Origin of the sequence: Sphaerisporangium corydalis (assembly GCF_025506355.1) — a bacterium.
GTDB lineage: Bacteria > Actinomycetota > Actinomycetes > Streptosporangiales > Streptosporangiaceae > Sphaerisporangium > Sphaerisporangium corydalis.
Genome location: NZ_JANZYP010000023.1, coordinates 22898 through 49482 on the forward strand (window position 1 = coordinate 22898; position 26585 = coordinate 49482).

At 72.2% G+C, this 26585-nt stretch carries 19 protein-coding genes and 1 tRNA gene; 12 read left to right on the plus strand and 8 right to left on the minus strand.

Annotated elements, in window-relative coordinates; all coding sequences use genetic code 11:
* Positions 1-89: 89 nt before the first annotated feature.
* Together NYZ98_RS17775 and NYZ98_RS17780 are read left to right on the plus strand one after the other, a co-directional pair.
* Positions 90-162, plus strand: a tRNA-Ala gene (locus NYZ98_RS17775).
* A gap of 207 nt (positions 163-369) precedes the next feature.
* Positions 370-1701: a D-arabinono-1,4-lactone oxidase gene (locus NYZ98_RS17780; protein WP_262843918.1), complete on the plus strand. Its 1332-nt coding sequence runs from the start codon at positions 370-372 to the stop codon at positions 1699-1701.
* Between the two features lie 85 nt (positions 1702-1786).
* Here NYZ98_RS17780 and fdhD read toward each other — a convergent pair whose 3' ends face one another.
* The 5 genes from fdhD to NYZ98_RS17805 form a co-directional block, all read right to left on the minus strand.
* Positions 1787-2617 (minus strand): formate dehydrogenase accessory sulfurtransferase FdhD, encoded by an 831-nt coding sequence (gene fdhD / locus NYZ98_RS17785; protein ID WP_262843919.1) that lies wholly within the window; start codon positions 2615-2617, stop codon positions 1787-1789.
* Positions 2614-3579: a 2Fe-2S iron-sulfur cluster-binding protein gene (locus NYZ98_RS17790; RefSeq protein ID WP_262843920.1), complete on the minus strand. Its 966-nt coding sequence runs from the start codon at positions 3577-3579 to the stop codon at positions 2614-2616. The genes fdhD and NYZ98_RS17790 overlap by 4 nt, the downstream gene beginning before the upstream one ends.
* Positions 3580-3640: 61 nt before the next feature.
* Complete coding sequence (locus NYZ98_RS17795) at positions 3641-5491, minus strand: NAD(P)H-dependent oxidoreductase subunit E (RefSeq protein ID WP_262843921.1); 1851 nt, start codon at positions 5489-5491, stop codon at positions 3641-3643.
* A gap of 6 nt (positions 5492-5497) precedes the next feature.
* Positions 5498-7423: a molybdopterin oxidoreductase family protein gene (locus tag NYZ98_RS17800; RefSeq protein WP_262843922.1), complete on the minus strand. Its 1926-nt coding sequence runs from the start codon at positions 7421-7423 to the stop codon at positions 5498-5500.
* A 61-nt stretch (positions 7424-7484) separates the two neighbouring features.
* Entirely contained in the window at positions 7485-8474 is a 990-nt protein-coding gene (locus NYZ98_RS17805) for a 2-dehydropantoate 2-reductase (RefSeq protein ID WP_262843923.1), read from the minus strand.
* Between the two features lie 223 nt (positions 8475-8697).
* Here NYZ98_RS17805 and NYZ98_RS17810 point away from each other — a divergent pair, with 223 nt between their 5' ends.
* From NYZ98_RS17810 to NYZ98_RS17825, 4 genes are all read left to right on the plus strand, one after another.
* Complete coding sequence (locus NYZ98_RS17810) at positions 8698-10401, plus strand: thiamine pyrophosphate-binding protein (protein WP_262843924.1); 1704 nt, start codon at positions 8698-8700, stop codon at positions 10399-10401.
* 12 nt (positions 10402-10413) lie between these two features.
* Entirely contained in the window at positions 10414-11640 is a 1227-nt protein-coding gene (frc, locus tag NYZ98_RS17815) for a formyl-CoA transferase (protein ID WP_262843925.1), read from the plus strand.
* Positions 11641-13773 (plus strand): acetate--CoA ligase family protein, encoded by a 2133-nt coding sequence (locus NYZ98_RS17820; RefSeq protein ID WP_262843926.1) that lies wholly within the window; start codon positions 11641-11643, stop codon positions 13771-13773.
* A 303-nt stretch (positions 13774-14076) separates the two neighbouring features.
* A complete protein-coding gene (locus NYZ98_RS17825) occupies positions 14077-15462 on the plus strand; it encodes an OFA family MFS transporter (RefSeq protein WP_262843927.1) in 1386 nt (461 codons plus the stop codon).
* A 221-nt stretch (positions 15463-15683) separates the two neighbouring features.
* Here NYZ98_RS17825 and NYZ98_RS17830 read toward each other — a convergent pair whose 3' ends face one another.
* Together NYZ98_RS17830 and NYZ98_RS17835 are read right to left on the minus strand one after the other, a co-directional pair.
* A complete protein-coding gene (locus tag NYZ98_RS17830; RefSeq protein ID WP_262843928.1) occupies positions 15684-16430 on the minus strand; it encodes a GntR family transcriptional regulator in 747 nt (248 codons plus the stop codon).
* A gap of 108 nt (positions 16431-16538) precedes the next feature.
* Positions 16539-17840, minus strand: a complete 1302-nt coding sequence (locus tag NYZ98_RS17835; protein WP_262843929.1) for an MFS transporter — start codon at positions 17838-17840, stop codon at positions 16539-16541.
* A 96-nt stretch (positions 17841-17936) separates the two neighbouring features.
* On the opposite strand from NYZ98_RS17835, the gene sucC reads away from it, so the two are divergent.
* The 6 genes from sucC to NYZ98_RS17865 all read left to right on the plus strand — a co-directional run bounded on the left by sucC (position 17937) and on the right by NYZ98_RS17865 (position 25112).
* Entirely contained in the window at positions 17937-19109 is a 1173-nt protein-coding gene (gene sucC, locus NYZ98_RS17840; RefSeq protein ID WP_262843930.1) for an ADP-forming succinate--CoA ligase subunit beta, read from the plus strand.
* Between the two features lie 61 nt (positions 19110-19170).
* A complete protein-coding gene (sucD, locus tag NYZ98_RS17845) occupies positions 19171-20070 on the plus strand; it encodes a succinate--CoA ligase subunit alpha (RefSeq protein ID WP_262843931.1) in 900 nt (299 codons plus the stop codon).
* Between the two features lie 11 nt (positions 20071-20081).
* Positions 20082-20885, plus strand: a complete 804-nt coding sequence (locus NYZ98_RS17850) for a hydroxypyruvate isomerase family protein (protein ID WP_262843932.1) — start codon at positions 20082-20084, stop codon at positions 20883-20885.
* On the plus strand, positions 20882-21760 hold the full coding sequence (locus NYZ98_RS17855) for a 2-hydroxy-3-oxopropionate reductase (protein ID WP_262843933.1): 879 nt from the start codon (positions 20882-20884) through the stop codon (positions 21758-21760). Before NYZ98_RS17850 ends, NYZ98_RS17855 begins: the two co-directional genes overlap by 4 nt.
* Positions 21757-23481, plus strand: coding sequence for a glyoxylate carboligase (gcl, locus tag NYZ98_RS17860; RefSeq protein WP_262843934.1), 1725 nt, complete (start codon positions 21757-21759; stop codon positions 23479-23481). Before NYZ98_RS17855 ends, gcl begins: the two co-directional genes overlap by 4 nt.
* An 89-nt stretch (positions 23482-23570) precedes the next feature.
* Entirely contained in the window at positions 23571-25112 is a 1542-nt protein-coding gene (locus tag NYZ98_RS17865) for an aldehyde dehydrogenase family protein (protein ID WP_262843935.1), read from the plus strand.
* 1 nt (position 25113) lies between these two features.
* Here the strand turns inward: NYZ98_RS17865 and NYZ98_RS17870 are convergent, their stop codons facing one another.
* Positions 25114-26571: an MDR family MFS transporter gene (locus NYZ98_RS17870; RefSeq protein ID WP_262843936.1), complete on the minus strand. Its 1458-nt coding sequence runs from the start codon at positions 26569-26571 to the stop codon at positions 25114-25116.
* Between the last annotated feature and the right edge of the window lie 14 nt (positions 26572-26585).

The window sequence follows — 26585 nt, forward strand, 5'->3', positions numbered from 1 at the left end:
CAGGGGGTCGACCTGCCGATTAGGCGAACCGCGGGAAGTCGCTATATGCTCTCGGAGCGCCGCGACGGGATTACCCGGAGCGGCGACAAGGGGCTATGGCGCAGCTGGTAGCGCGCCTCCATGGCATGGAGGAGGTCTGGGGTTCGAATCCCCATAGCTCCACCCCTGGTGAAGCCCGGTCCCCGTCCAAGGGGCCGGGCTTTCCGCTTTCCACGGACACCTGGTCCCCGCCCCTGAGACGGCGGGCTTTCCGCTCCCAGAGCCCGGTGTGATCGCGACCGGGGCTCCCGCCGCCGGAACCGTTGCCTCTAGGGTGCAAGAAGCGGCTGATCTGGCCACACGCCCTCGAAGTCGGAGAATAGGCAGCAAGTGACTGACAAAGTGAGAAATTGGGCGGGAAACATCGTGTTCCGCGCGGAGCACGTGGACCGGCCCTCGTCCCTTTCGCAGTTGCGCGGCCTCGTCTCGCGAAGCCGCGAGGTCCGCGTCCTCGGCAGCGGGCACTCCTTCAACGCCATCGCCGACTCGGCGGGCACCCTGGTCTCGCTCGACGGGCTGCCACGGACGATCGAGATCGACAGCGCCTCGGCCACCGTCAAGGTCGCCGCGAGCGTGCGGTACGCCGAGCTGGGCGCCCGCCTGCATGCCGAGGGCTACGCGCTGCGCAACCTGGCGTCCCTGCCGCACATCTCGGTCGCCGGCTCCTGCGCCACCGCGACCCACGGCTCGGGCGACGCCAACGGGAACCTCGCCACGGCCGTCTCGGCGATCGAGATGGTCACCGCGGGCGGCGACGTGGTGGTCCTCGGCCGGGACACCGACGGAGACCGGTTCGAGGGGGCCGTCGTGGCCCTCGGGGCCCTGGGAGCGGTCGTCAGCCTCACCCTGGACCTCGTGCCCGCGTTCGACGTGCGGCAGTACGTCTACGAGGGACTCGCAGGTGAGGTGCTGGACGAGCACTTCGACGACGTCTTCTCCAGCGCCTACAGCGTGAGCCTGTTCACCGGCTGGCGCACGTCGGTGATCGACCAGGCGTGGGTCAAGCACCGCCTGGACGCCTCGCCCGCTCCCGACGCGTCAAGGGCGGGCGACCCGGCTCCGGCGGGCTCCGTCGGGGCCACCACGGCGGACGGGGCCGGGAACCCGTTCTTCGGGGCCACGATGGCGGACGGGCCCCGGCACCCCGTGCCCGGCGTGTCCGCCGTCCACTGCACGCGGCAGGCGGGCGTCCCCGGGCCGTGGTTCGAGCGGCTGCCGCACTTCCGCCCCGACTTCACGCCGAGCGCCGGGGAGGAACTCCAGTCGGAGTACCTGGTGCCCCGGGAGCACGCCGTGGCGGCGCTGCGCGCGCTCGCGGGCCTGCGTGACCACATCGCCCCGGTCCTGCAGATCTCCGAGATCCGTACGGTCGCCGCCGACCGGCTGTGGCTGAGCACCGCCTACGGGCGGGAGTCGGTGGCGATCCACTTCACCTGGATCAAGGACCCCGCAGCGGTGCTGCCCGTGCTGGGCCTGATCGAGGAGCGGCTGGCCCCCTTCGAGGCCAGGCCGCACTGGGGCAAACTCTTCACGGTCGCCCCGGAGGTCCTGCGGTCCCGGTACGAGCGGCTGCCGGACTTCCGGGATCTGGTCGCCCACTTCGACCCCACCGGCACCTTCACCAACGACTTCCTCCGCGACCACCTCCTCGGCGCCCCCTGACGGTCGCGTCCCGCTCTCGTGGCGTTCAGAGGGTGACGGCGATGTTCACGGGCCCGCCGACGCAGTCGTTCGTGGAGCCGCCATGTCAAAGCGGGAAGGTGAGGCGGTCCTCCCGGGTGTAGACGTTCATGGAGCCGCCGCGCAGGAAGCCGATGAGGGTCAGGCCCGCGTCCGCCGCCAGCTCGACGGCCAGGGACGAGGGGGCCGAGACGGCGGCGAGCAGGGGAATGCCCGCCATCACGGCCTTCTGCGCCAGTTCGAAGGACGCGCGGCCGGAGACCATGAGCACCGTCGACCGCAGCGGGAGCCTGCCGTCGCGCAGCGCCCACCCGAGGATCTTGTCCACGGCGTTGTGCCGGCCGACGTCCTCACGTACGCACAGAGGCTCGCCCGCGGCGGTGAACAGGCCGGCGGCGTGCAGGCCGCCGGTGCGGTCGAACACCCGCTGGGCCGCGCGCAGCCGGTCGGGGAGCGTGGCGACCACGGCGGCCGTCAGCCGCAGCTGGTCGTCGTCGACCGGCCAGCGGGCGACGGTGCGGACCGCGTCCAGCGACGCCTTGCCGCACACCCCGCAGGACGAGGTGGTGTAGAAGTTGCGTTCCATGGAGGTGACCAGGGCCACCGCTCCGCCGCCGAGGCGGACGTCGAGCACGTTGTAGGTGTTGCTCCCGTCCTGCGTGGCGCCCGCGCAGTAGCGGATCGAGTCGATCTCGCCGGGGGAGCCGACGGCGCCCTCGCTGACCAGGAAGCCGGCGGCCAGGTCGAAGTCGTCGCCCGGGGTCCGCATGGTGACCGTCAGCGGGCGGCCGTCCAGCCGGATCTCCAGCGGCTCCTCGGCGGCGAGCACGTCGACCCGCCGCGACAGGGCCTCGTCGCGCAGCCGCAGGATCGGCCGCCGGACCGTCACCCTGCTCACGGCGCGCTCCCCGGGGATCGCGAACCGGAGGCGGCCCTCGGGACGTCGGATCCTGAGGCGAGGGCGTCCTGCGGGGCTTCGGGCGCCGGCCGTGCGGGGGGCTCGGGGCGGACGTTCTGGACGTGCTGGTAGCCGAAGCGGCCCTTGATGCAGAGGTTGCCGTGGGTCACCGGGTTGTCGTGCGGCGAGGTCACCTTGACGATCTGGTTGTCCTGGACGTGCAGGGTCAGGTTGCAGCCGACCCCGCAGTAACTGCAGATGGTGGTCGTCCGCGTCTGGCGGGACTCCTCCCAGGTGCCCGCCGCCCGCATGTCGAACTCGCTCTTGAACGACAGCGCCCCGGTCGGGCAGACCTCCACGCAGTTGCCGCAGTAGACGCAGGCCGAGTCGGTGAGCGGGGCGTCGTACTCGGTGGAGATCGTCGCGTCGAACCCCCGGCCGGCCACGCCGATGGCGAAGGTGTTCTGCCACTGTTCCCCGCAGGCGTCCACGCACTTGTAGCACAGGATGCACTTGCCGTAGTCGCGGACGTAGAGGTCGTTGTCCACCTTCACCGGCTGCTCGACGGTGGCCGCCTGGGCGCCGAACCGGGCGGGCCGGGCGTCGTACTCCTCGATCCAGCCGGCCGCGCCCGGCGTCGCCGACAGGTCGGCCGAGGAGGCGAGCAGCTCCAGCACGATCTTGCGGCTGTGCCGGGCCCGCTCGGTCGAGGTGCCGACGACCATCCCGGCCTCGGCCTTTCGCGAGCAGGCCGGGACGAGGGTGCGGGAGCCCTCGACCTCCACCACGCAGACCCGGCAGGCGTTCTTCGGGGTCAGTGTGTCGCCGTAGCACAGGGTCGGGATGTCCTGCCCGGCCCCGCCGCACGCGTCGAGGATCGTGGCCCCTGCTGGCACCCGCACGGGCGCGCCGTCCACGGTCAGCTCGACCAGGCGCCGGGGCGGCGGCAGCGGGACGCTCATGGGGACTCCACCGTCGGCGCCGGGGCGCTGTTCGGCCGGCCGATGGGGCGGTGCGGGGGCGTCATGACGGCTCCGGGGAGGTGGGGGTGGTGACGGACAGGGGGAAGGCGCCCAGGCGGTCGATGGCGGACTCGACCGCGTTCCACGCCGTCTGGCCTAAGCCGCAGATCGACGCGTCGCGCATGGCCTGGCCCACCTCGCGGAGCAGGGTGAGGTCCTCGGCCCTCGGGGCGCGGCCGAGGCGGTGCAGCGCCTCCTCCTGGCGTACGGTGCCGACGCGGCAGGGCACGCACTGCCCGCAGGACTCGTCCCGGAAGAACTCGGCGATGCGCAGCAGGATGCGGGCCAGGTCGGCGCCGGCGTCCAGCGCCAGGACGACGCCCGAGCCGAGCGTCGCGCCCGCGGCGCGGGTGCCCTCGAAGGTGAGCGGTATGTCGAGGTCGCCGGGGCCGACGAACGCCCCGGCCGCCCCGCCGAGCAGCACGGCCCGCAGGCCGGCGGGCGTACCGCCGGCCAGCGTGAGGAGCTCGCGCAGCGTCGCCCCGAACGGCAGCTCGTAGACCCCCGGCCGCGCCACGGCGCCGGAGACGCAGAACAGTTTGGTGCCGGTGGAGCCCTTGGTGCCGGTCCGCGCGTAGGCGGCCCCGCCGCCCAGGAGGATGGCGGGCACGTTGACCAGCGTCTCGACGTTGTTGACCAAAGTGGGCTTGCCGAACAGCCCCTTCTCGACGGGGAACGGGGGCTTGCTGCGCGGCTCGCCCCGGTAGCCCTCGATCGAGTTGAAGATGGCCGTCTCCTCGCCGCAGATGTAGGCCCCGGCGCCGCGGCGGATCTCGATGTCGAAGGCGAACCCGTGGCCGAGGATGTCCTCGCCGAGCAGCCCGCGCGCCCGGGCCGTGGCGATCGCGTGCCGCAGGCGGGCCGTCGCGCGGGGGTACTCGGCCCGGATGTAGAGGTGGCCCTTGGCGCAGCCGGTGGCGTACGCCGCGATGGTCATGGCCTCCACCAGCGCGTACGGGTCGCCCTCCATCAGCACCCGGTCCTTGAACGTGCCGGGCTCGCTCTCGTCGGCGTTGCACACCAGGTGGTGGGGGCGGACCGGCTGGGCCGCGACCGCCGCCCACTTGCGCCCGGCGGGGAAGGCGGCGCCGCCCCGTCCGACGAGCCCGGACTCCTCGATCTCCCGGATGGTCCCGAGGGGTCCGAGCTCGAACGCCCTGCGCAGCGCGGCGTAGCCTCCGGTCGCACGGTAGGCGTCCAGGCTCGCCGGATCGACGACGCCGACGCGACGCAGGAGCACGAGCCCCGGGTCCCCCGCCTGCGGCACCGCCTCCTCGGCCGCGGGCTCCTCCCGCGCCACGAGGACCTGGTCCCCGCCGGGCGCTCCGGGGGCGGGTTCGGCGGGGGCGTGGACGGTGGCCCGGGGCGGGGCGCCGGCCTCCAGCGTCAGGGCGGCGGGGGCGCGCTCGCACAACCCCAGGCAGGGGGCGGCCACCCATGAGGTGCCGGGCGGGCCGAGCCGCTCCTGGACGTGCCGCCGCACGTCCTCGGCGCCGCGCGCGTGGCAGGCGAGGTCGGTGCAGACGTGCAGCACCCGGGCGGGGCGCGGCTTCAGCGACAGCAGGGAGTAGAACGTGGCGACGCCGTACGCCTCGGCGGGCGGCACCGTGAGGCGGCGGCAGATGTAGTCGAGGGCGCCCTCGCTGATCCACCCGACGCGGTCGTTGACGGCGTGCAGCGCCGGCAGCAGGAGGTCACGCCGCTCGCGGGCCGCGTGGCCTCCCGAGGCGAACCGGAGGTCCTCGTCGGTGCGCCGCCCGCCGTGCCAGGACGAGGGGGGCGGCCCGAGGACCGCGTCGACGGCGGCGCGTTCCTCGTCGGCGGGTTCGGCGTCGCGGAACCTGAGGTCCACGGCCCCTCACCCGGCCTGGGCGGGGACGAGCCTGTCGACGCGGACGGCCGCCGCCTTGAACTCGGCCGTCCCGGCGATGGGGCAGGTCGCCTCGATCGTGAGGGCGTTGGTGTCCACCTCGTCGGGGAAGTGCATGGTCATGAAGACCAGGCCGGGGCGCAGGCCGGGGTCGATGTGCACCGGCGCGACCACCGAGCCGCGCCGCGAGCTGATCCTGGCCTTCTCGCCCTCGGCCAGCCCGAGCCGGGCCGCGTCCTCGGGGGAGAGCTGGACGCGTTCGCCCTGGCGCAGCGGGGAGGCGAACCCGGACGACTGCACGCCGGTGTTGTAGGAGTCGAGCGTGCGGCCGGTGGTGAGGCGAAGAGGGTACTCCTCGTCGAGCAGGTCGACGGGGGGTGAGTGGCGCAGGACGGCGAACGGGGCGGCGGGGCCGCGCCGTGCCGGGTCGCTCTCCCACAGCCGCCCGTGCAGGAACGGGGGTTCCAGGCCGTCCTCCGAGGGGCACGGCCACTGGATGCCCTGGAGGTCGGCCAGCCTCTGGTAGGTCATCCCGGTGTGCGCGGGCGACAGCGCGCGGACCTCGTCCCACACCTGCTCGGCGCTGTCGTGGTTCCAGTCGTGGCCGAGGCGGCGGGCGAGGGCGCACAGGATCCAGATGTCGTCACGGGCCTCGCCCGGGGGAGTGATCGCCTGCCGCACGCGCTGCACCCGCCGCTCGCTGTTGGTGAACGTGCCGTCGCTCTCGCACCAGGCCGCGCCGGCGGGCAGCACGACGTCGGCCATCTGGGCGGTCTTGGTGAGGAAGATGTCCTGGACGACGAGGTGGTCGAGCATGCTCAGCCGTTTGACGCAGCTCAGCGAGTCGGCCTCGGACTGCACGGGGTTCTCGCCGATGAGGTAGCAGGTGGTGACCTCGCCCTCGGCCATGGCCTCCAGCATCTCGGTGAGGTTCAGCCCGTACCTCGGCTGGATCGGCACCTGCCAGGCCCGCTCGAACCTGGCGCGGATCACCGGGTCGAGGATGTCCTGGAAGCCGGGCAGCCGGTTGGGGATGGCGCCCATGTCGCCGCCGCCCTGCACGTTGTTCTGGCCGCGCAGCGGCGACAGGCCCGAGCCGTACCGGCCGACGTGGCCGGTGAGCAGGGACAGGTTGATGAGCGCACGCACGTTGTCGGTCGCGTTGTGGTGCTCGGTGATGCCGAGGGTCCAGCAGAGCTGGGCGCGGTCGGCGCGGGCGTAGGTGTGGGCGAGCTCCCTGATCGCCTCGGCGGGCACCCCGGTCACCTGCTCGGCCGCGGTGAGCGTCCAGGGCTCCACGGACGCGGCGAACTCCTCGTAGCCGGTGGTGGCGCGCTCGATGAAGGCCGTGTTCCGCAGGCCGGCGTGGATGATCTCACGCGCGACCGCGTGGGCGAGCGGGATGTCGGTGCCGACGTTCAGCCCGAGCCACCGGTCGGCCCACTGGGCCGTGCCGGTGCGGCGGGGGTCGACGGCGAACATCCTGGCGCCCTTGTGCACGCCCTTGAGCACGTGGTGGAAGAAGATCGGGTGGGCGTCGCGCGCGGCCGACCCCCACAGGACGATGACGTCGGCGTCCTCGACCTCCTGGTAGGAGGAGGTGCCGCCGCCGCTGCCGAAGGCGGCCGACAGGCCGGCGACGCTCGGCGCGTGGCAGGTGCGGTTGCAGGAGTCGACGTTGTTGGTGCCGGCCACGACGCGGGTGAACTTCTGCGCCACGTAGTTCATCTCGTTGGTGGAGCGTGCGCACGACAGCATGGCGAAGGCGTCGGGGCCGTGGCGGCCGATGTTGCGGCGGAAGCCCTCGGCGGCGCGGTCGAGCGCCTCCTCCCAGGTGGCCCGCCGCAGGACGCCGTCCTCGCGCACGAGGGGGTGGGTCAGCCGGTCGTAGTGCTCGGCTCGGTTCTTCTTCACGGGCGTGTCCTCCGGGCGGGGTGGATCAGAGAATACCGTATGCAATCTACGGTATGTATTCCTAGGACGCGGGCACAAGGTTGCGCCGCACCTGCTCGTCCAACAGGTCGGTCACCGCGTGGATCGAGCGCAGCGCGGGCACTTCGGTGCCGGTCAGGTCTGCCAGCTCGACCACCGCCGACAGCAGGACGTCCAGCTCCAGCGGCTTGCCCTTCTCCAGGTCCTGGAGGGTGGAGGTCTTGTGCTCGCCGGCCCGCTCGGCCCCGGCGATGCGGCGCTCGATGGAGATGTTCGGGTCGCATCCGACCCGCCGGGCCACCTCGACCGTCTCGCGCATCATCGCCACGACCAGCTCCCGGGCACGGCGGTGCCGGCAGATGCCGGCCATGGTCGCCCGGGCCAGCGCGCTGATCGGGTTGAACGCGATGTTGCCCATCAGCTTGATCCAGATGTCCTGCCGCAGGTCGGGCTCGACCGGGCACTTGAGCCCGCCCTCGATCATGGCCGCGCTGAAGTCGGCGCAGCGGCCGGACGGGGAGCCGTCGGGCTCGCCGATCGAGAAGCGCGTGCCCTCGAGGTGGCGGACCACGCCGGGGGCCTCGATCTCGGTGGCGGCGTAGACGACGCAGCCGATCGCGCGTTCCAGGGGGAGCGCGGCGGTGACCGCCCCGTCCGGGTCGACGCTCTGGACGCGGTACCCCTCATAGGGGCCGGGCAGGCGGTGGAAGTACCACCAGGGGATGCCGTTCTGGGCGGCGACGATGGTGGTGGTCTCGTGGAGCAGGGGGCGGACCATCGGCCCGGCCGCCGCGTAGGCGTTGGCCTTCAGCCCGAGGAAGACGTGGTCGACCGGCCCGATCTCGCTCGGGTCGTCGGTGGCGTGGGGGTGGGCGGTGAAGTCGCCCCGGGGGCTCAGCACGCGCACACCGGACTCGCGCATGGCGGCGAGATGTGCCCCTCGGGCGACGAGATGCACCTCGGCGCCCGCCCTCTGCAGGGCGGCGCCCACGTACGCGCCGATGGCACCGGCGCCAAGAACAGCGACCTTCATGAAGCAGCTCCGGTCTCGCGTCGATGATTGTATTCGGTATACAGTATGGAAAAGTTCGGGTCAAGGATCCTGGCGGCGACCGGGCGCCGATCCCCTCGTGGGGCGGGCTTCGCGGTCACATCGGCGCGAGAGCCGCCGTGAATGGGTCTGGACAACACGTCGCGAGGGGGTTAACGATGGCTCTCATACGGTATGCAGTATGCACTTTGAAAGGATGGACCCGATGTCCCAAGCAGTGACCCAGCCCGCAGAGCCCGCCCCCGAGCGCATCTCGGGCGGTCACCTCGTGGCCAAGGCCCTGAAGGCTGAGGGCGTCGATGTGATCTTCACGCTGTGCGGCGGCCACATCATCGACATCTACGACGGCTGCGTCGACGAGGGCATCGAGGTCATTGACGTGCGCCACGAGCAGGTGGCCGCGCACGCCGCCGACGGCTACGCGCGGATCACCGGCAAACCCGGGTGCGCGGTGGTGACGGCCGGCCCCGGCACCACCGACGCGGTCACGGGCGTGGCCAACGCCTTCAGGGCCGAGAGCCCCATGCTGCTGATCGGCGGGCAGGGCGCGCTCAGCCAGCACAAGATGGGCTCGCTGCAGGACCTCCCGCACGTCGACATGATGACGCCGATCACCAAGTTCGCGGCGACGGTCCCCTCGACCGAGCGGGTGGCCGACCTGGTGTCCATGGCCTTCCGCGAGTGCTACCACGGCGCGCCGGGGCCGTCGTTCCTGGAGATCCCGCGCGACGTGCTAGACGCCACGGTCCCGCTCGACAAGGCGCGCATCCCCAAGGCGGGGCACTACCGCGCCTCCACGCGCCAGGCCGGCGACCCCGCCGCGATCGAGCGCCTCGGCGACCTCATCGCCCACTCCGAGAAGCCCTGCGTCCTGCTGGGCAGCCAGGTGTGGACGTGCAGGGCCACCGCCGACGCCGTCGACTTCGTCCGCGCGCTCAACGTGCCGGCGTACATGAACGGCTCGGGCCGGGGCACGCTGCCGCCCGGCGACCCGCACCACTACCAGCTCTCCCGGCGGTACGCGTTCTCCAACGCGGATCTGATCATCATCGTGGGGACGCCCTTCGACTTCCGCATGGGCTACGGCAAGCGGCTGTCCGACGACGCGACCGTCGTGCAGGTCGACCTCGACTACCGCACCGTCGGCAAGAACCGCGACATCGACCTCGGCATCGTCGGCGACGCCGGCCTGGTGCTCGCGGGCGCGGCCGCCGCGGCGACCGGCAGGGAGGACAACGGCAGCGCCCGGCGCAAGAGGTGGATGGAGGAGCTGCGCGAGGTCGAGACCAAGGCGTTCGAGAAGCGGTTGCCCCGCCAGCTCTCCGGCTCCCGCCCGATCGACCCCTACCGGCTCGTCCACGAGATCAACGAGTTCCTCACCGAGGACACCATCTACATCGGCGACGGCGGCGACATCGTCACCTTCTCCGGCCAGGTCGTGCAGCCGAAGTCGCCGGGCCACTGGATGGACCCCGGCCCGCTCGGCACCCTCGGCGTCGGCGTGGCGTTCGCGATGGCGGCCAAGCACGCCCGCCCGGACAAGGACGTGGTCGCCCTGTTCGGCGACGGCGCCTTCAGCCTCACCGGCTGGGACTTCGAGACCATGGTCCGCTTCGACCTGCCGTTCATCGGCGTCGTCGGCAACAACTCCTCGATGAACCAGATCCGCTACGGCCAGGCCGCCAAGTACGGCGAGGCCAGGGGCCGGGTCGGCAACACCCTCGGCGACGTCAGGTACGACGAGTTCGCGCGCATGCTCGGCGGTCACGGCGAGGAGGTCCGCGACCCGGACGACATCCGTCCCGCGCTTGAGCGGGCCCGCGCGTCGGGCAAGCCGGCGCTGATCAACGTATGGATCGACCCGGACGTCTACGCCCCCGGGACCATGAACCAGACGATGTACAAGTAGGGAAACCAGGAGATGAGCAGAGCACTCGAAGGCGTGCGCGTCCTCGACATGACCCACGTGCAGTCCGGTCCGTCCTGCACCCAGATCCTCGGCTGGCTCGGCGCCGACGTCGTCAAGCTCGAGTCGCCCTCGGGCGACGTCACCCGCGGGCAGCTCCGCGACGTGCCGGGCGTGGACAGCCTCTATTTCACGATGCTCAACTGCAACAAGAAGAGCATCACGCTCAACATGAAGAGCGAGCGCGGCAAGGAGATGTTCACCGGGCTGGTCCGCGAGGCGGACGTCCTGGTGGAGAACTTCGGCCCCGGCGCGGTGGACCGCATGGGCTTCACCTGGGAGCGGCTGCGCGAGCTCAACCCCCGCCTGGTCTACGCGTCGATCAAGGGGTTCGGCCCCGGCCGGTACGCCGACTTCAAGGCCTACGAGGTGGTCGCCCAGGCCATGGGCGGCTCCATGAGCACCACCGGCTTCGAGGACGGCCCGCCGCTGGCGACCGGCGCCCAGATCGGCGACTCCGGCACCGGCGTGCACACCGTGGCGGGCATCCTCGCCGCCCTCTACCAGCGCGAGCACACCGGCCGGGGGCAGCGCGTCCAGGTGGCCATGCAGCACGCCGTGCTGAACCTGTGCCGCGTCAAGCTGCGCGACCAGCAGCGGCTGTCGCACGGCGCGCTGGCCGAGTACCCCAACCGCACGTTCGCCGAGGAGGTGCCCCGGTCGGGCAACGCCTCGGGCGGCGGCCAGCCGGGCTGGGCGGTCAAGTGCGCCCCCGGCGGCCCGAACGACTACATCTACGTGATCGTGCAGCCGCCCGGCTGGCGGCCGATCGCCCAGATCATCGGGCGTCCCGAGCTGGCGGAGGACCCCGAGTGGGCCACGCCCGAGGCCCGGCTGTCCAAGCTCGACAAGATGTTCCAGCTCATCGAGGAGTGGACGAGCCTGCACGGCAAGTGGGCGGTGCTCGACGCGCTCAACGCCGAGAACATCCCGTGCGGCCCGATCCTGTCGACCAAGGAGCTCATCGAGGACGAGACGCTCAGGAGCCAGGGCGTGATCGTCGACGTGGAGCACCCCGAGCGCGGGAGGTTCACCACGGTCGGCAGCCCCATCCAGCTCTCGGACTCCCCGGTCACCGTCACCACCCCGCCCCTGCTGGGCGAGCACAACGCCGAGGTCTACGCGGGACTCGGCCTGTCCGCCGGCGACCTCGCGGAGCTGCGACAGAACGGAGTGATCTGAATGGCCGGTAGCGGTGACACGGTCCGCGAGGTCCTGGACAAGGCCCGGGCCGAGGGCCGTACGGCGCTGACGGCCCCCGAGGGCAGGAAGATCTGCGAGGCGTACGGCATCGTCACCCCCGGGGAGGGCCTGGCCACCACGGCGGACGAGGCGCTGGCCATCGCGGCCGGCATCGGGTTCCCGGTCGTGATGAAGATCGTCTCCCCGGACATCCTGCACAAGACCGAGGCCGGCGGCGTCATCGTCGGGCTGCGCACGCCCGAGGAGGTGCGCGCGGGCTACGACCAGATCATGGCCGCGGCCGGCGCCTACGACGCCGACGCGGCGATCGACGGCGTCCAGGTGCAGCGCATGATCGGCGCCGGGCACGAGGTGATCATCGGCGCGGTCACCGACCCGACGTTCGGCAAGATCGTGGCCTTCGGCCTCGGCGGCGTGCTGGTGGAGGTGCTCAAGGACGTGACCTTCCGGCTGGCGCCGCTCACGCGCGGCGAGGCCCTCGGGATGCTGGACGACATCAAGGCGGCCGAGGTCCTGCGCGGGGTGCGCGGCGCCGAGGCGGCCGACCGGGAGGCGCTGGCCGCGATGATCGAACGGGTCGGCGCGCTCGTCGCCGACTTCCCGGAGATCTCCGAGGTCGACCTCAACCCCGTATTCGCGAGCGCGTCAGGGGCGACGGCCGCCGACGTGCGCGTCCTGCTCGACCCCGAGCCCGTGCGGCCGGTGGAGCGGCTCTCGCGCACCGAGATCCTCGCCTCGATGAACCGCATCTTCAAGCCGAGGTCGGTCGCGGTGATCGGCGCGTCGGCCGAGACCGGCAAGATCGGGAACTCGGTGATGCGCAACCTCCTCGACGGCGGCTACCGGGGCCAGGTCTTCCCGATCAACCCCAAGGCGTCCGGCATCATGGGCCTGCCCGCCTACGCGAGCATCGCCGACGTGCCGTTCGAGGTGGACGTCGCGGTGTTCGCGATCCCGGCGAAGTTCGTGGCCGCCGCCCTGGAGGAGGCGGGCGCCAAGGGCGTGGCCGGAGCCATCATGATCCCCTCAGGTTTCGCCGAGACCGGCAACCACGAGGGCCAGGCCGAGATCGTCGAGATCGCCCGCCGGCACGGCACGCGGCTGCTCGGGCCCAACATCTACGGCTATTACTACACGCCGGAGAACCTCTGTGCGACGTTCTGCACGCCCTACGACGTGAAGGGCGGCGTGGCGCTCACCTCCCAGAGCGGCGGCATCGGCATGGCCATCCTCGGCTTCAGCCGCACCACCAAGATGGGCGTGTCGGCGATCGTCGGCGTGGGCAACAAGGCCGACATCGACGAGGACGACCTGCTCACCTTCTTCGAGCAGGACGAGAACACCCACTGCGTGGCCATGCACATGGAGGACCTCAAGGACGGGCGCGGCTTCGTCGAGGCCGCGCGGCGCGTCTCACGCCACAAGCCGGTGATCGTGCTCAAGGCCGGGCGCACCGCCATGGGCGCCCGCGCGGCGGGCTCGCACACCGGCGCACTCGCCGGCGACGACAAGGTGTACGACGACATCCTGCGCCAGGCGGGGGTCGTCCGGGCGCCCGGGCTGAACGACATGCTGGAGTACGCGCGCTCCCTTCCGCTGATGCCCACCCCCCAAGGGGAGAACGTCGTCATCATCACGGGCGCGGGCGGCTCGGGGGTGCTGCTGTCCGACGCCTGCGTCGACAACGGGCTGACCCTCATGGAGATCCCGGAGGACCTCGACCAGGCATTCCGGGCGTACATCCCCCCGTTCGGCGCGGCCGGCAACCCGATCGACATCACCGGCGGCGAGCCCCCGAGCACCTACGCCAACACCGTCAGGCTGGGGCTGTCCGACCCCCGGATCCACGCGCTGGTACTCGGCTACTGGCACACGATCGTCACCCCGCCGATGGTCTTCGCCGAGCTGATCGCCCGCGTGGTGGCCGAGGAGCGGGCCAAGGGCAACGAGAAGCCCGTGGTCGCCTCGCTGGCCGGGGACACCGAGGTCGAGGAGGCCTGCGCCTACCTGTTCGACCACGGCGTCGTGGCCTACCCCTACACGACCGAGAAGCCCGTCGCCGTGCTCGGCGCCAAGTACCGCTGGGCCAGGGCGGCGGGCCTGCTCGGCTGAACCCCCGGAAGGCGCCGGGCGGAAGGTCCGCCCGGCCGGGCCCGGAGAGTACCGGGCGGTGGGCCTTCTGGCCGGTCCACCGCCCTCCCGCCCTCCGCGCCGCCTTCCGCGCACCAGATCGACCGCGTCCGCACCGCCCCGTGCGGGGCGGGAAAGGAGGCCCGTATGTCCACGTGCACATGATCATCCCCCCGGTCGCGTGACCGGGGGAGAGGTCGCCGGTCGCGGTCAGCCGCGCCGGCCGGGATCGACAGGACGCCGGGGGACAGGGAGCAATGGTCAGCGCCGAGGAAAGCAGTTCACATGACCACAGTGGTACCAAGTCATCAGGAGATCACCGACAGTAACGGCCGTGTCTACCGGATCGGCGAGAGCCCCCGGGACATCATGGGACGGCCACGCTGGCTGATGGTCCTCCTGCCGTGGATCGGCATGATGGGCATCAGCGTCTCGGAGTACGCATTCGGCTCCGCCGAGGAGACGTTGCACGACGCGCACGGGTGGTCCTCCACCAACATCTTCTGGCTGCTCAGCGTCTGGGTGTTCTTCCAGGCGGCGGTGGCCTTCCCCGCCGGGTACCTCCGGGAGACCGGCAGGCTCTCGGCCAGGGCGGCCATGATGCTCGGGGCGGGCGGCGCCTTCCTCGGCTACCTCGCGCTGAGCCACGCGCCCAGCATCTTCTGGGCCTACCTCGGGTTCGGCCTGTTCGGCGGCGGAGGCGCCGGGCTGGTGTACGCCACATGCATCAACATGGTCGCCAAGTGGTTCCCCGAGCGGCGCGGCGGCAAGACCGGGTTCGTCAACGGCGGGTTCGCCTACGGTTCGGTGCCGTTCGTCTTCATCTTCACCACCTACATGCACACCGAGAACTACCAGTCCGTGCTGGACCTGGTCGGGGTGTACGTCCTGGTCGCCGTGCTCGTCAGCGGGCTGTTCTTCAAGGATCCGCCGAAGAACTGGTGGCCCGCGCACGTCGACCCGTTACGCGGTCAGGTCAGCTCGCGCAGCCTGCGCAAGAACCCGCCGGCGGTGCGTCAGTACACGCCGAGGGAGGCCGTGCGCACCGGCATGCTCCCGCTGATGTGGGTGTGCCTGCTGTTCACGGCGGGCGTGAACATCTTCGGCATCGCCTTCCAGGTCCCGTTCGGAAAGGAGATGGGTTTCGCCGGCGGCATCGTCGCCCTGGCGATGAGCCTGAAGGCCATCGTGAACGGCACCGGGCGCGGCGTCATCGGCTGGATCTCCGACCTGGCCGGACGGCGTCAGACGCTCACCATCGTGTGCGTGATCCTGGGGCTGGCCCAGTTCGCGGTGCTGTGGTCGGGGTCGATCCACAACATGCCGTTATTCCTGCTCTCCTCCATGGTCTCCGGCTTCGGCGGCGGGGCGATCTTCCCGCTGTTCGCGGCCATGACGGCCGACTACTTCGGTGAGAACAACAACGCCACCAACTACGGTCTGGTCTACTCCTCCAAGCTGGTCAGCGGCCTGCTCGGATCGGGGATGGGCGCGGTCGTGGTCGGCGCCTGGGGGTACGGCGGCGCGTTCGTCATCGCGGGAGGCACCAGCCTGCTGGCGGGCGCGCTCTCGCTGATCCTGCGTCAGCCGGGACGGCCGCGCAGCGCCACGGCGGCGCCCGTGCCGTCCGGCGCGACCCTGACACCCGCGTCCGAACAGGCTTCTGGCTGAGCCCGCGGACACGGCGTAGAGATCGGCTCGTTGGTCCGGCCTGACCGGAGGTTCAGGCGTGCGGCGACGCGTCGGCCGTCATGAGGGCGTCCCCTGCTCTCGGCGGCCGGCGCGTCGCCACACGCCTCCCCGGCGCGAAGTACGCGAAGTAGATGAAATGCCTTCTCGTCGAATCTCCTCCTCGGATGTTTCGCCGGAGCGAGCCATGAATGACGTTCATGTCAATTCCCGAGCGCGGCGGGGGCCCGCCGCTTCCTGCGCTTGCTCGGGAGCGGCTCGGCGGGCTCGTCCTCGCCGAGCTGGCTCAGGTAGAGGTGGCGGGTCTGTTCGGTGTGGTTCTTCATGATCTCGCCGGCCTGGTCCTCGTCGCCGTCGGCGATGGCGGCGATCAGGGCGGCGTGCTCCTCCCAGGAGGCCCGGCCGCGCTGGCGGGCCACCGGCGTGTGGTACCACCGGACCCTGCGGGACACCTGGGCGGCGAGGTCGCTCAGCACCATGTTGCCCGAGAGCTCCATCACGGTGGCGTGGAGCTCGGAGTTGATCGCCACGGCGCCCTCGACGTCGTCGGCCTCCACGGCGGCCAGGCCGCGCGAGCACAGGGCGCGCAGCAGGGCCACGCCCTCCTCGGTGTGGTGACGGGCCGCCAGCCGCGCGGCCTCGGTCTCCAGCAGCGCGCGCACGGCGAGGAGCTGGTCGGCCTCCTCGGCGGTGGGGGCGTGCACGAACGCGCCGTGGCCGGGGTGCAGGTCGACCCACCCCTCACCGCTGAGGAGCTGCAGCGCCTCTCTGATCGGCTGCCTGGACACGCCCAGCATCTCGGCGAGCTCGCTCTCGGCGAGATGCTGTCCGGGGCGCAGATGGCTGCTGATGATGAGTTCGAGCAGCGCCTCGAAGACGCTCTCTCTGAGCGGGACAGGACGCGCGATCTTGGGTGCGGCTGCCTTGCCCGCCAGATCCGACCGCGACATTTCAACTCCAGAACGGTGACGGGTGCGCCGGATGCGTACCCACTTGTTGTTTTTCGTCAACTGCCTACAGCATACAGTCTTGATTGGCTCGCTCTAAGGTGAGCCCGATCACACACCGGTGGGCAGGGTGGCCGGGCGCCCCGGCACCCGCAGGTTCCGGCTGGCGGTCGCCGTGAGCGCCGCGACCAGCGCCGCGAGCGTGAACGCGGCCGGCAGGCTCGCCGTCGTCCAGGCCGCCGCCGCGAGCCCGACGCCGATCAGCCCGGCGACCGCCTTGGTGCTGTAGACCACGCCATGGATCTCCGCCGTGCGCTCCTCGCCGAAGAAGTCGCGCACCAGGCCGGCGATGAGCGGGTAGAACGCGCCGCCTCCCGCGCCCGCCAAAGCGGCCCCGATGAGCAGGGCGGCGGCCGAACCCGTGGCCGAGCCGACCGCGAGCGGGAGCTGGCCGGCGCAGAGCACGGCGAGGACCGCGGCGAGCACGCGCCTGCGCCCGGCGACCTCGGAGACCACCATCGCGCACGCGCGCCCCGCGCCGTTGAGCGTGATCAGCAGGGTGAGCCCGGCCCACGGCGCCGCGCCGCCCGCCGACGCGACCGCGACCACGTCGAAGACCGAGACCGCGCCCGCGAAGACCAGGATCGCCGCCAGCTTGGACAGCGCGCCGGTGCGCAGCGCCTGGCCCATGGAGAACTGGCGCACGGCGGGCGGGGTCCTGCGCAGCATGAGCCGGTCGAGCGCGTGCCGGCGGGGGTCGACCCCGGCGGGCCACCAGTGCGGCGGGGGGAGCCGGACGAACACGGCGGCGGTTCCGACGGCGGCCAGCGCGACCAGCGCGGACACGGCGAACGCCGGCCCGAGGTGGCGGGGGACGAGACCGGCGACCACGGCGAGCGGCGCGGCGCCGTAGGCGTAGGCGCCGGTCACGAAGCCGACCCGCGTCGCGGGCCGTTCGGGGTACCAGCGCGCGACCGTCTCGGTGCAGACCCCGTACACCAGGCCGCCGCCGACGCCGCCGAGCAGCGCGTACCCGGCCGCCGCCACCGGCGAGCCGCCGGGCAGGGCGACCGCGAGCAGACCCGCGGCGCTCAGCGCGGCCCCCGCCCAGAGCGCGGCGCGCACGCCGAGCGCGCCGCGTCGCAGCAGGCGGATCGTGGGGATCGCGGCGGTGGCCTGGCAGACGATCCAGACCGCCAGCGGCGCCAGGACCGAGAGGACCGGGCCGCCGCGCGAGGCGAGCAGGGCGGGCGCCGCCGCCGCGTACCCGTACTGCAGGGGGGCGATGGCGAGCATCGCGGCCCAGGGCAGCCAGAACATCCAGGCCCTCGACCGGCCGAGCAGGTGCCGGTCGCTCTGCCCTACGAGGTAGGGACGGCCGCGCCAGTCACGGATCAGCTGTGTTTTCTCCATACTGTATGGAATAACTCTGATGGGATCGCCTGTCGAGGCCTGGACGGCGGTTCTTCCATACGGTATACCGTATGGAAGAACCGTAAGAGGAGTCGCATGGACCTGTTCGAGTACCAGGCGAAGGAGCTCTTCGCGCGGCACGGCGTCCCCGTCCCGCGCGGCCGCGTCGCGTCCACGCCCGAGGAGGCACGGGCGGTCGCGGCGGAGCTGCGGACGCCGACCGTGATCAAGGCCCAGGTGAAGACCGGGGGCCGTGGCAAGGCGGGCGGGGTGCGCCCCGCGCCCGGCCCGGCCTCCGCCGAGGTCGAGGCCGCGCGGGTGCTCGGCATGGACATCAAGGGGCTCACCGCCCTGACGGTGCTCGTCGAGCAGGCCACGGTGCCGTTGGAGGAGTACTACGCGGCCTATCTGGTGGACCGGGCGGGCGGTGCCTTCATCGCGATCGTGTCCGCCGAGGGCGGCATGGACATCGAGGAGGTGGCCGCCACCCGGCCGGACGCGCTGGTCACGACGCCGGTCGATCCCGCCGTCGGCATGGACGGCAGGTCGGCGCGGCTGCTCGCGTCGCGCGCCGGGCTCCCCGCCGACGTCCAGGACGCGGTCGCCGACGTGCTGGTCCGCCTGTGGCGGGTCCTCGTCGAGGAGGACGCGCTGCTGGTCGAGGTCAACCCGCTGGCCGTCACGCCGGACGGCCGCGTGCTCGCCCTCGACGGGAAGGTCACGCTCGACGACAACGCCGCCTTCCGGCACGGGCACGACGCGTTCGCCGAGGTGCCCGCGGCGCACGGCGCGGCGGGGCTGGAGGCCAGGGCCAAGGCCAGAGGGCTCAACTACGTCAAGCTCGACGGCGAGGTGGGCGTCATCGGCAACGGCGCGGGCCTGGTCATGTCGACCCTCGACGTCGTGGCCTACGCCGGCCAGTCCTCCGGCGGCGCGCGGCCCGCCAACTTCCTCGACATCGGCGGCGGCGCGTCCGCGCAGGTGATGGCCGACGCCCTGGAGATCGTCCTGTCCGACCCGGACGTGCGGGCCGTGCTGGTCAACGTCTTCGGCGGCATCACCGCCTGCGACGCGGTCGCCCACGGCATCGTCTCGGCCCTCGGGATGCTCGGCGAGCACGGCGTGCGCCACCCGATCGTGGTCCGCCTGGACGGCAACAGCGCCGAGGCCGGGCGCGCCGTCCTCCACGCGGCCGGGCATCCGCTGGTCCGCGTCGTCGCGACCATGGACGCCGCCGCGGAGCTCGCGGCGAGCCTGGCCGCCGCGTGAACGGCATCGGCCTGCGGGCATTCGAGGCGGGCCGCGTGGGCGGCCGGGAGGAGCAGCGACGATGGCCATCTTCCTGACCAAGGACAGCAAGGTGCTCGTCCAGGGCATGACCGGTGCGGAGGGCGCCCGGCACACCGCGCGGATGCTCGCCGCCGGGACCGAGATCGTGGCCGGGGTCACCCCCGGCAAGGGCGGCAGGTCGGTCGACTTCGGGGAGCGCGCGCTTCCCGTCTTCGGTTCGGTGGCTGAGGCGACGGCCGCGACCGGCGCCGAGGTGTCGGTCGTCTTCGTGCCGCCGAGGTTCACGCGCGACGCCGTCGAGGAGGCGGTGGACGCGGGCGTGGCGCTGTGCGTGGTGATCACTGAGGGCGTGCCGGTCCACGACACGATCCGGTTCGTGGCCCGCGCCCGGGCCTCGGGGACCACCCGGATCATCGGCCCGAACTGCCCGGGACTGATCAGCCCCGGGCAGTCGAGCGCGGGCATCATCCCGGCGGACATCACCACGGCGGGTCGTATCGGGTTGGTGAGCAAGTCGGGGACGTTGACGTACCAGTTGATGTACGAGCTGCGTGATGTGGGTTTCTCGACGGCGGTGGGCATCGGTGGTGACCCGGTGATCGGGACGACGCACATCGACGCGCTGGAGGCGTTCCAGGCGGATCCGGGTACCGAGGCGATCGTGATGATCGGTGAGATCGGCGGGGACGCGGAGGAGCGTGCGGCGGCCTACATCGAGGAGCACGTGACCAAGCCCGTGGTGGCCTATGTGGCGGGGTTCACCGCGCCTGAGGGTAAGACGATGGGTCATGCCGGGGCGATCGTGTCGGGTTCCGCGGGGACGGCGCAGGCCAAGAAGGAGGCGCTGGAGAAGGTCGGTGTGCGGGTCGGCAAGACCCCCAGCGAAACCGCCCGCCTCATGCGCGCGCTCCTCGGTGGGTCCGGGCGGGGTGGCGTGTGAGGGGCGGGGGAGTGGGGGCGGGGCTCCGGTTCGATGTCAACCTGTCCATCCTGTTCACCGAGCTGCCGCTGCTGGAGCGGCCGGGAGCGGCGGCCAAGGCCGGGTTCGACGCCGTCGAGCTGTGGTGGCCGTTCGACCGGCCGGATCCGCCCGAATCGGACCTGGACGCCCTGCGGCGGGCCATCGAGGACGCCGGGGTCCGCCTGGTCGGGCTGAACTTCGACGCCGGCGACATGGGCGCGGGCGACCGCGGCCTGCTGTCGCGTCCCGGTGACGCCGACCGGTTCCTCGCCAACGTCGACGTCGCCGCCGGGTTCGCCGGGTCGCTCGGCTGCCGGGTGCTGAACGCGCTGTACGGCAACCGGGTGCCCGGCCTGCCGGAGGCGGCCCAGCGCGAGCTGGCGCTCGCCACCCTCTCCCGGGCGGCGGGCGCGGCGGCGAAGGCCGGCGCCACGGTCGTGGTCGAGGCGCTCAACTCCTACGAGAACCCCGGCTACCCGATCACGTCCTCGGCCGCCGCGTTCGCGCTCATCGAGCAGGTGGGCGCCCCCAACCTCGCCTTCCTCGCCGACCTGTACCACCTGCACCGCATGGGAGAGGACGTGCCCGCGTTGATCGACCGCGACGCCGGCCGGTTCGGCCACGTGCAGATCGCCGACGACCCCGGCAGGGGCCGGCCCGGCTCGGGCGCCATGCCGTACGACCTGATCTTCGCGCGCCTGGCCGCCGCCGGATACCGGGGCCACGTCGGTCTCGAGTACCGGCCGGCCGGTCCCAGCGCGGAGAGTTTCACCTGGCTGGAGGAGACCCCTTGACGATCACGCGAACGGCGTTCATCGGGCTCGGGATCATGGGCGGGCCGATGGCGGCCAACCTGGTCCGGGCCGACTATGACGTGACCGGGTACGACATGAGCCGCGAGGCGGTGGAGCGCCTGGTCGCCGCCGGCGGCAGGGCGGCGGCGTCGGTACCCGAGGCGGTGGCCGGCGCGGACGTGGTGATCACCATGCTGCCCGACTCGCCCCAGGTCGAGGAGGTCGCGTTCGGCGGCGACGGGCTGCTGGAACACGGCAAGCCCGGCATGTTCCACGTGGACATGAGCACCATCAAGCCCGAGACGTCCTGCCGGGTGGCCCAGGCGGCGACGATCAAGGGGATCCGGCCGCTCGACGCCCCGGTGAGCGGCGGCGAGCGCGGCGCGGTCGACGGCACGCTCTCGATCATGGCCGGTGGCCACGCGGACGACTTCGAGGCGCTCCGCCCGCTGTTCGGGGTCCTCGGCACGACGGTCCGGCACGTCGGCCCCTCCGGCGCGGGGCAGACCGTCAAGGCGGCCAACCAGCTCGTGGTCGGCGGGATCTTCGGCCTGGTCGCGGAGGCGATCGTCCTGCTGGAGGCCTCGGGCGTCGACCCGGAGAGCGGGCTCGACGTGCTCGCGGGCGGGCTGGCCGGCTCGCGGATCCTCGAACTCCGGCGGCACTCCATGATCAAAAGGGAGTTCGCGCCGGGTTTCCGTATCGACCTGCACCACAAGGACATGGGCATCGTGCTGGCCGCCGCGCGCCGCGCGGGCGTCGCCCTTCCCCTCACCGGCCTGGTCGCCGAGCTCATGGCCGCCGCCAAGGCCCAGGGGCACGGCCACCTCGACCACTCCGCGCTGCTCAAGGTGATCGAAAGGATCAACGGGTGAAACGGATCCCCTGCATGGAGGCCGTCGTCGCCGTCCTCGCGTCCGAGGGCGTCGACACCGTCTTCGGCATTCCAGGCGCGGCGATACTCCCGCTGTACGCGGCGCTGCGGAAGAGCCCCGTCCGGCACATCACCGTCCGCCACGAGGAGGGCGGCACGCACGCCGCCGACGGCTGGGCCCGGGTCACCGGCAACGTCGGCGTCTCCATCGGCACCTCGGGCCCGGCCGGCACCAACATGATCACCGGGTTGTACACCGCGCTCGCCGACTCGATCCCGATCATCTGCGTCACCGGGCAGGCCGCCAGGAACAAGCTCCACCAGGAGTCCTTCCAGGCCGTCGACATCGTCGAGATCGCCCGGCCGGTGACCAAGTGGGCCGTGCAGCTCAAGGAGCCCGCCCAGGCCCCGTGGGTGTTCCGCGAGGCCTTCAGGGTCGCGCGCTCGGGGCGTCCAGGACCGGTGCTGATCGACCTCCCCATCGACGTGCAGCGCGGGACGTGCCTGTACGACGAGGAACTGGACGAGCCGTTCCCCGTCGACGTGCCAGAACCGACCCCGGCCTCGGTACGGGCGGCGGTCGGGCTGCTGGCCGAGGCGGCACGGCCGCTGATCCTGGCCGGCGGCGGCGTCGTGGTCGGGGACGCCTCGCGGGAACTGCGCGCGCTCGCCGAGTACCTCCAGGTCCCGGTGCAGGTGACGCTCATGGGCAAGGGCGCCTTCCCCGAGGACCATCCCCTGTTCGCCGGGATGGCCGGCATCCAGACGCAGACCCGCTGGGGCAACGCGGCGTTCCTCGAAAGCGACCTCGTGCTCGCCGTCGGCGCCAGGTTCGGCGACCGGCACACCGGCGACCTGGAGGTCTACCGGCGCGGGCGCCGTTTCATCCACGTGGACATCGAACCCACCCAGATCGGCCGGGTCTTCGAGCCGGACCTCGGCGTGGTCGGGCACGCCCGGCCCGCGCTGGCCGCCATGGCCGACGAGGCCCGCCGCCTGGTCCGGCCCCGCGAGACGGGCCGGTGGGCGCGCCGGGTCGGCGAGCTGCGCGCGACGCTGCCCCGGCGCGACGACTTCGACGACGTGCCGATCAAGCCGCCCCGGGTCTTCAAGGAGATCAACGACTTCTTCGGCAGGGACACCACGTTCGTCACGGCCATCGGCCTGTACCAGATCTGGTCGGGGCAGTTCCAGCGCACCTTCCTGCCCCGCCGCTACCTGGTCTGCGGCCAGGCGGGGCCGCTGGGCTGGGAGATCCCGGCGGCGATCGGGGTCAAGTGCGCCCACCCGGAGCGCCAGGTCGTGGCCGTCGTCGGCGACTACTCCTTCCAGTTCATGATGGAGGAGATCGCGGTGGCCGCCCAGTACCGCATCCCGTTCGTGATCGTGATGATCAACAACGAGTACCTCGGGCTGATCCGGCAGGCCGAGCTGCCGTACGACATGAACTACGCGGTCGACCTGCACTACGGCGAGGGCGGCATCGACCACGTCAAGCTCATGGAGGCCTTCGGCTGCCCGGCCAGGCGGGTCGAGGTGCCGGGCGATCTCAAGGACGCGCTGGCGTGGGCGAGCGCCGAGGCGGAGCGCGAACGCCTCCCCGTGCTCGTCGAGGTCATGGTCGAACGCGAAGCCAACGCCGCCATGGGCCCGTCCCTCGACGCCATCACCGAATACGAACCCCTTCCCGAGATGGCGCTGGCCGTCGACTGGTCCGACTGACCACTTTCGCTTCCCCCATCTCGGAGGCGCGCCGAGATGGGGGAACAGACGGGGTCGTCCGGTTCGAGGGATGGATGAGGAGGCAAGTCATGCCGCTGGTGCTGAAGCCCGGGACCTCGTGGTCCGACGCCTACGAACGGTGCCGTGCCGCGGCGCCCGAGGCGTTTCATGACGATCGGGTGCTCAACCGGTGGGGAGGGTACTGGCGGCGGGACGGCCGGCCGGCGCCGGACTTCTCCCCCGTTGACGGCACCGCCGTCGCCGGCCCGCCGAGGCTCGACCGGCCGGCCGCCGTCAAGGCCGTGCGGGCGAGCGTCGACGAGCACGCGCGGTGGCGCCACGTGCCGCTCGGGGAGCGGGCCGCACGGGTGACGGCGGCGCTCGACGCGATCGAGGCCCACCGCGACCTGCTGGCGCTCCTGCTGGTGTGGGAGATCGGCAAGCCGTGGAAGACGGCACGCGCCGACGTCGACCGGTGCGTCGAGGGCGTCCGGTGGTACGTCGCGGAGGTGGGCGGGATGGTCGCCGGCCGCGTCCCGCTGGACGGCCCGGTGAGCAACATCGCGAGCTGGAACTACCCGATGAGCGTGCTCATGCACGCGATGCTGGTCCAGGCACTGGCCGGGAACGCCGTCATCGCCAAGACCCCGACCGATGGCGGGCTCGCCTGCCTGACCCTGGCGTGCGCGCTGGCCGTCCACGAAGGGCTGCCCATCACCCTGGTGAGCGGCGGGGGAGGGGAGCTGTCCCCGGCGCTGGTGCGCGGCTCCGGCATCGGCTGCGTCTCCTTCGTCGGCGGGCGGGGCTCCGGCGCCCAGGTGGCGACCTCGCTGGCCGGCCTCGACCGCCGGCACGTCCTGGAGCAGGAGGGGCTCAACTGCTGGGGGGTCTGGGAGTACGGCGGCTGGGAGCTGCTCGCCGGGCAGATCCGCAGGACCTTCGACTACGGCAAGCAGCGCTGCACCGCCTACCCGAGGTTCGTCGTGCAGCGGTCGCTGTTCCACGAGTTCCTGGACGCCTACCTGTCGGCCGTCCGCTCGGTGCGGTTCGGCCATCCGCTGGCGGTGGAGGACCCCGGCGATCCCCTTCCCGAGCTGGACTTCGGACCGCTGATCAACAGTACGAAGGCCAAGGAGCTGGCCGACCAGGTCGACGAGGCGATCGCCCGGGGCGGGGTCCCCCTCCACCGGGGCTCGCTCGGCGAGGGGAGGTTCCTGCCCGGTCAGGACACGTCCGCGTACTTCGCGCCGGTCGCGCTGCTGACCCCGCCGGGCTCCTCGCCGCTGTTCCACGCCGAGCCGTTCGGCCCGGTCGACACCGTCGTGCTGGTGGACACCGAGGCCGAGTTCCTGGCCGCGATGAACGCGAGCAACGGCGCGCTGGTCGCGACGATCTCCTGTGACGAGGAGGAGACCGCACGGCGGCTGGCGGGCGAGGTCCGCGCGTTCAAGGTGGGGATCAACGGGCCCCGGTCCCGTGGTGATCGCGAGGAGCTCTTCGGCGGTCTCGGAGCCTCCTGGCGCGGCGCGTTCGTCGGGGGCGAGCTGCTGGTGCGCGCCGTCACCCTCGGCCAGGAAGGCGAGCGCATCCCCGGCAACTTCCCCGACTACACTCTGTTACCCCGCCGCTGACCTACAGGGTGGGTTTGCGGGGGATCAGGGTGGCGGGGACGAGGGCCAGGGCGCCGAGGGCCACCGCCCACCAGAAGCTGCCGGAGAAGGCCTGGGTGACCGCGCCGGCGGCGTCCGCGCCGTGGGCGGCCGCGTCGGCGAGCGTGCCGTCCGAACCCGGGACCCCCGACCGGAGGCGGATCTGCAGGACCACGGCCAGCATGGCGACGCCCAGCGAGCTGGCCACCCGGATGGCGATGTTGCTCACGGTCGTCGCCGCCGGGATCGAGGTCTTCGGCATCCCCTGGTAGAACGCGGCCGACATCGACGGCAGGATCAGGCCGTGCCCGAGCCCCACGACGAACAGTGCGACGGCGAGCACCGGCACCGCGGTGGCGGCGTCGATCTGGGTGAGGGCCAGCGTTCCCGCCGTGGCCACGGCGACGCCGGTCATCCCGATGCCACGAGAGCCGAGGCGGTCGGTGAACCGCCCGGCCAGCGGCATGGTGATGATCGCGCCGACCCCCAGCGGGGCGAGCAGCAGGCCGGCGTCCAGGGCGCTCGCGCCTCTCATGATCTGGTAGTAGAGCGGCGTCAGGACCAGCACACCGAAGATCGCGGCCGAGTAGAGGACCAGGGTGCCCACCGCCAGCAGGAAGCCGCGGTACCGGAACACCCGGAGGTCGAGCAGCGCCCGCTCGCCCCTGCGCAGTGACCACACGACGAACGACACGATCAGCACCAGGCCGGCCCCGAGCCCGGCGAGCGCGCCGGCACCGGTGAGGCCGTCGCCCTCGCCGACCTGGGAGAGCCCGTACACCGTGGCCGCGAGGCCGGGCGACAGCAGCGCGAGGCCGACCCCGTCCAGCCTGCTGTCCGCGCGCCGGTCCTCGTCCTTCGGGAGCAGCCGGATGGCGAGCAGGAGCGCGATCGCGCAGAACGGCACGTTGACGTAGAATAGCCAGCGCCACGCCAGGTGGTCGAGGATCCCGCCGCCGAGCACCGGCCCGAGGACGGGCGCCAGCATGCCCGGCACGGCGATCACGGCCATCGCCCGGCCCATCCGCTGGGGGCCCGCCTCGCGGGCGAGCATGCTCTGGCCGACCGGCATGAGCAGCCCGCCGCCGATGCCCTGCACGACGCGGAACGCGATGAGGCTGGGCGCAGACCAGGCGATACCGCAGAGCAGCGAGCCCGCGATGAACAGCGTGAGCGAGGTCAGCCACATCGTCTTGGCCCCGAACCGCTCGACCACCCAGCCGGTGATCGGGATCGTCATCGACAGGGCCAGGGTGTAGCCGGTGATCACCCACTGGATCGTCGAGAGGGAGGTGTCGAAGTCCCTGCCGAGCGTGTTGATCGCGACGTTGACGATCGTGGTGTCCAGGATCGTCATGATCGCGCCGAGCGCCACCACCAGCGCCATCCGTTTGAGCGCCGGATCGAAACCGGTGGGGGCCTCTTCGGTCGTCGTCGTCATGGGGGAGGGTCCTC

Coding starts and splice junctions, on each gene's coding strand:
- NYZ98_RS17790 (WP_262843920.1), bottom strand. CDS start 3,579: ATGAGCGTCCCGCTGCCGCCGCCCCGGCGCCTGGTCGAGCTGACCGTG.
- NYZ98_RS17805 (WP_262843923.1), bottom strand. CDS start 8,474: ATGAAGGTCGCTGTTCTTGGCGCCGGTGCCATCGGCGCGTACGTGGGC.
- NYZ98_RS17810 (WP_262843924.1), top strand. CDS start 8,698: ATGTCCCAAGCAGTGACCCAGCCCGCAGAGCCCGCCCCCGAGCGCATC.
- frc (WP_262843925.1), top strand. CDS start 10,414: ATGAGCAGAGCACTCGAAGGCGTGCGCGTCCTCGACATGACCCACGTG.
- NYZ98_RS17820 (WP_262843926.1), top strand. CDS start 11,641: ATGGCCGGTAGCGGTGACACGGTCCGCGAGGTCCTGGACAAGGCCCGG.
- NYZ98_RS17825 (WP_262843927.1), top strand. CDS start 14,077: ATGACCACAGTGGTACCAAGTCATCAGGAGATCACCGACAGTAACGGC.
- NYZ98_RS17830 (WP_262843928.1), bottom strand. CDS start 16,430: ATGTCGCGGTCGGATCTGGCGGGCAAGGCAGCCGCACCCAAGATCGCG.
- NYZ98_RS17835 (WP_262843929.1), bottom strand. CDS start 17,840: ATGGAGAAAACACAGCTGATCCGTGACTGGCGCGGCCGTCCCTACCTC.
- sucC (WP_262843930.1), top strand. CDS start 17,937: ATGGACCTGTTCGAGTACCAGGCGAAGGAGCTCTTCGCGCGGCACGGC.
- sucD (WP_262843931.1), top strand. CDS start 19,171: ATGGCCATCTTCCTGACCAAGGACAGCAAGGTGCTCGTCCAGGGCATG.
- NYZ98_RS17865 (WP_262843935.1), top strand. CDS start 23,571: ATGCCGCTGGTGCTGAAGCCCGGGACCTCGTGGTCCGACGCCTACGAA.
- NYZ98_RS17870 (WP_262843936.1), bottom strand. CDS start 26,571: ATGACGACGACGACCGAAGAGGCCCCCACCGGTTTCGATCCGGCGCTC.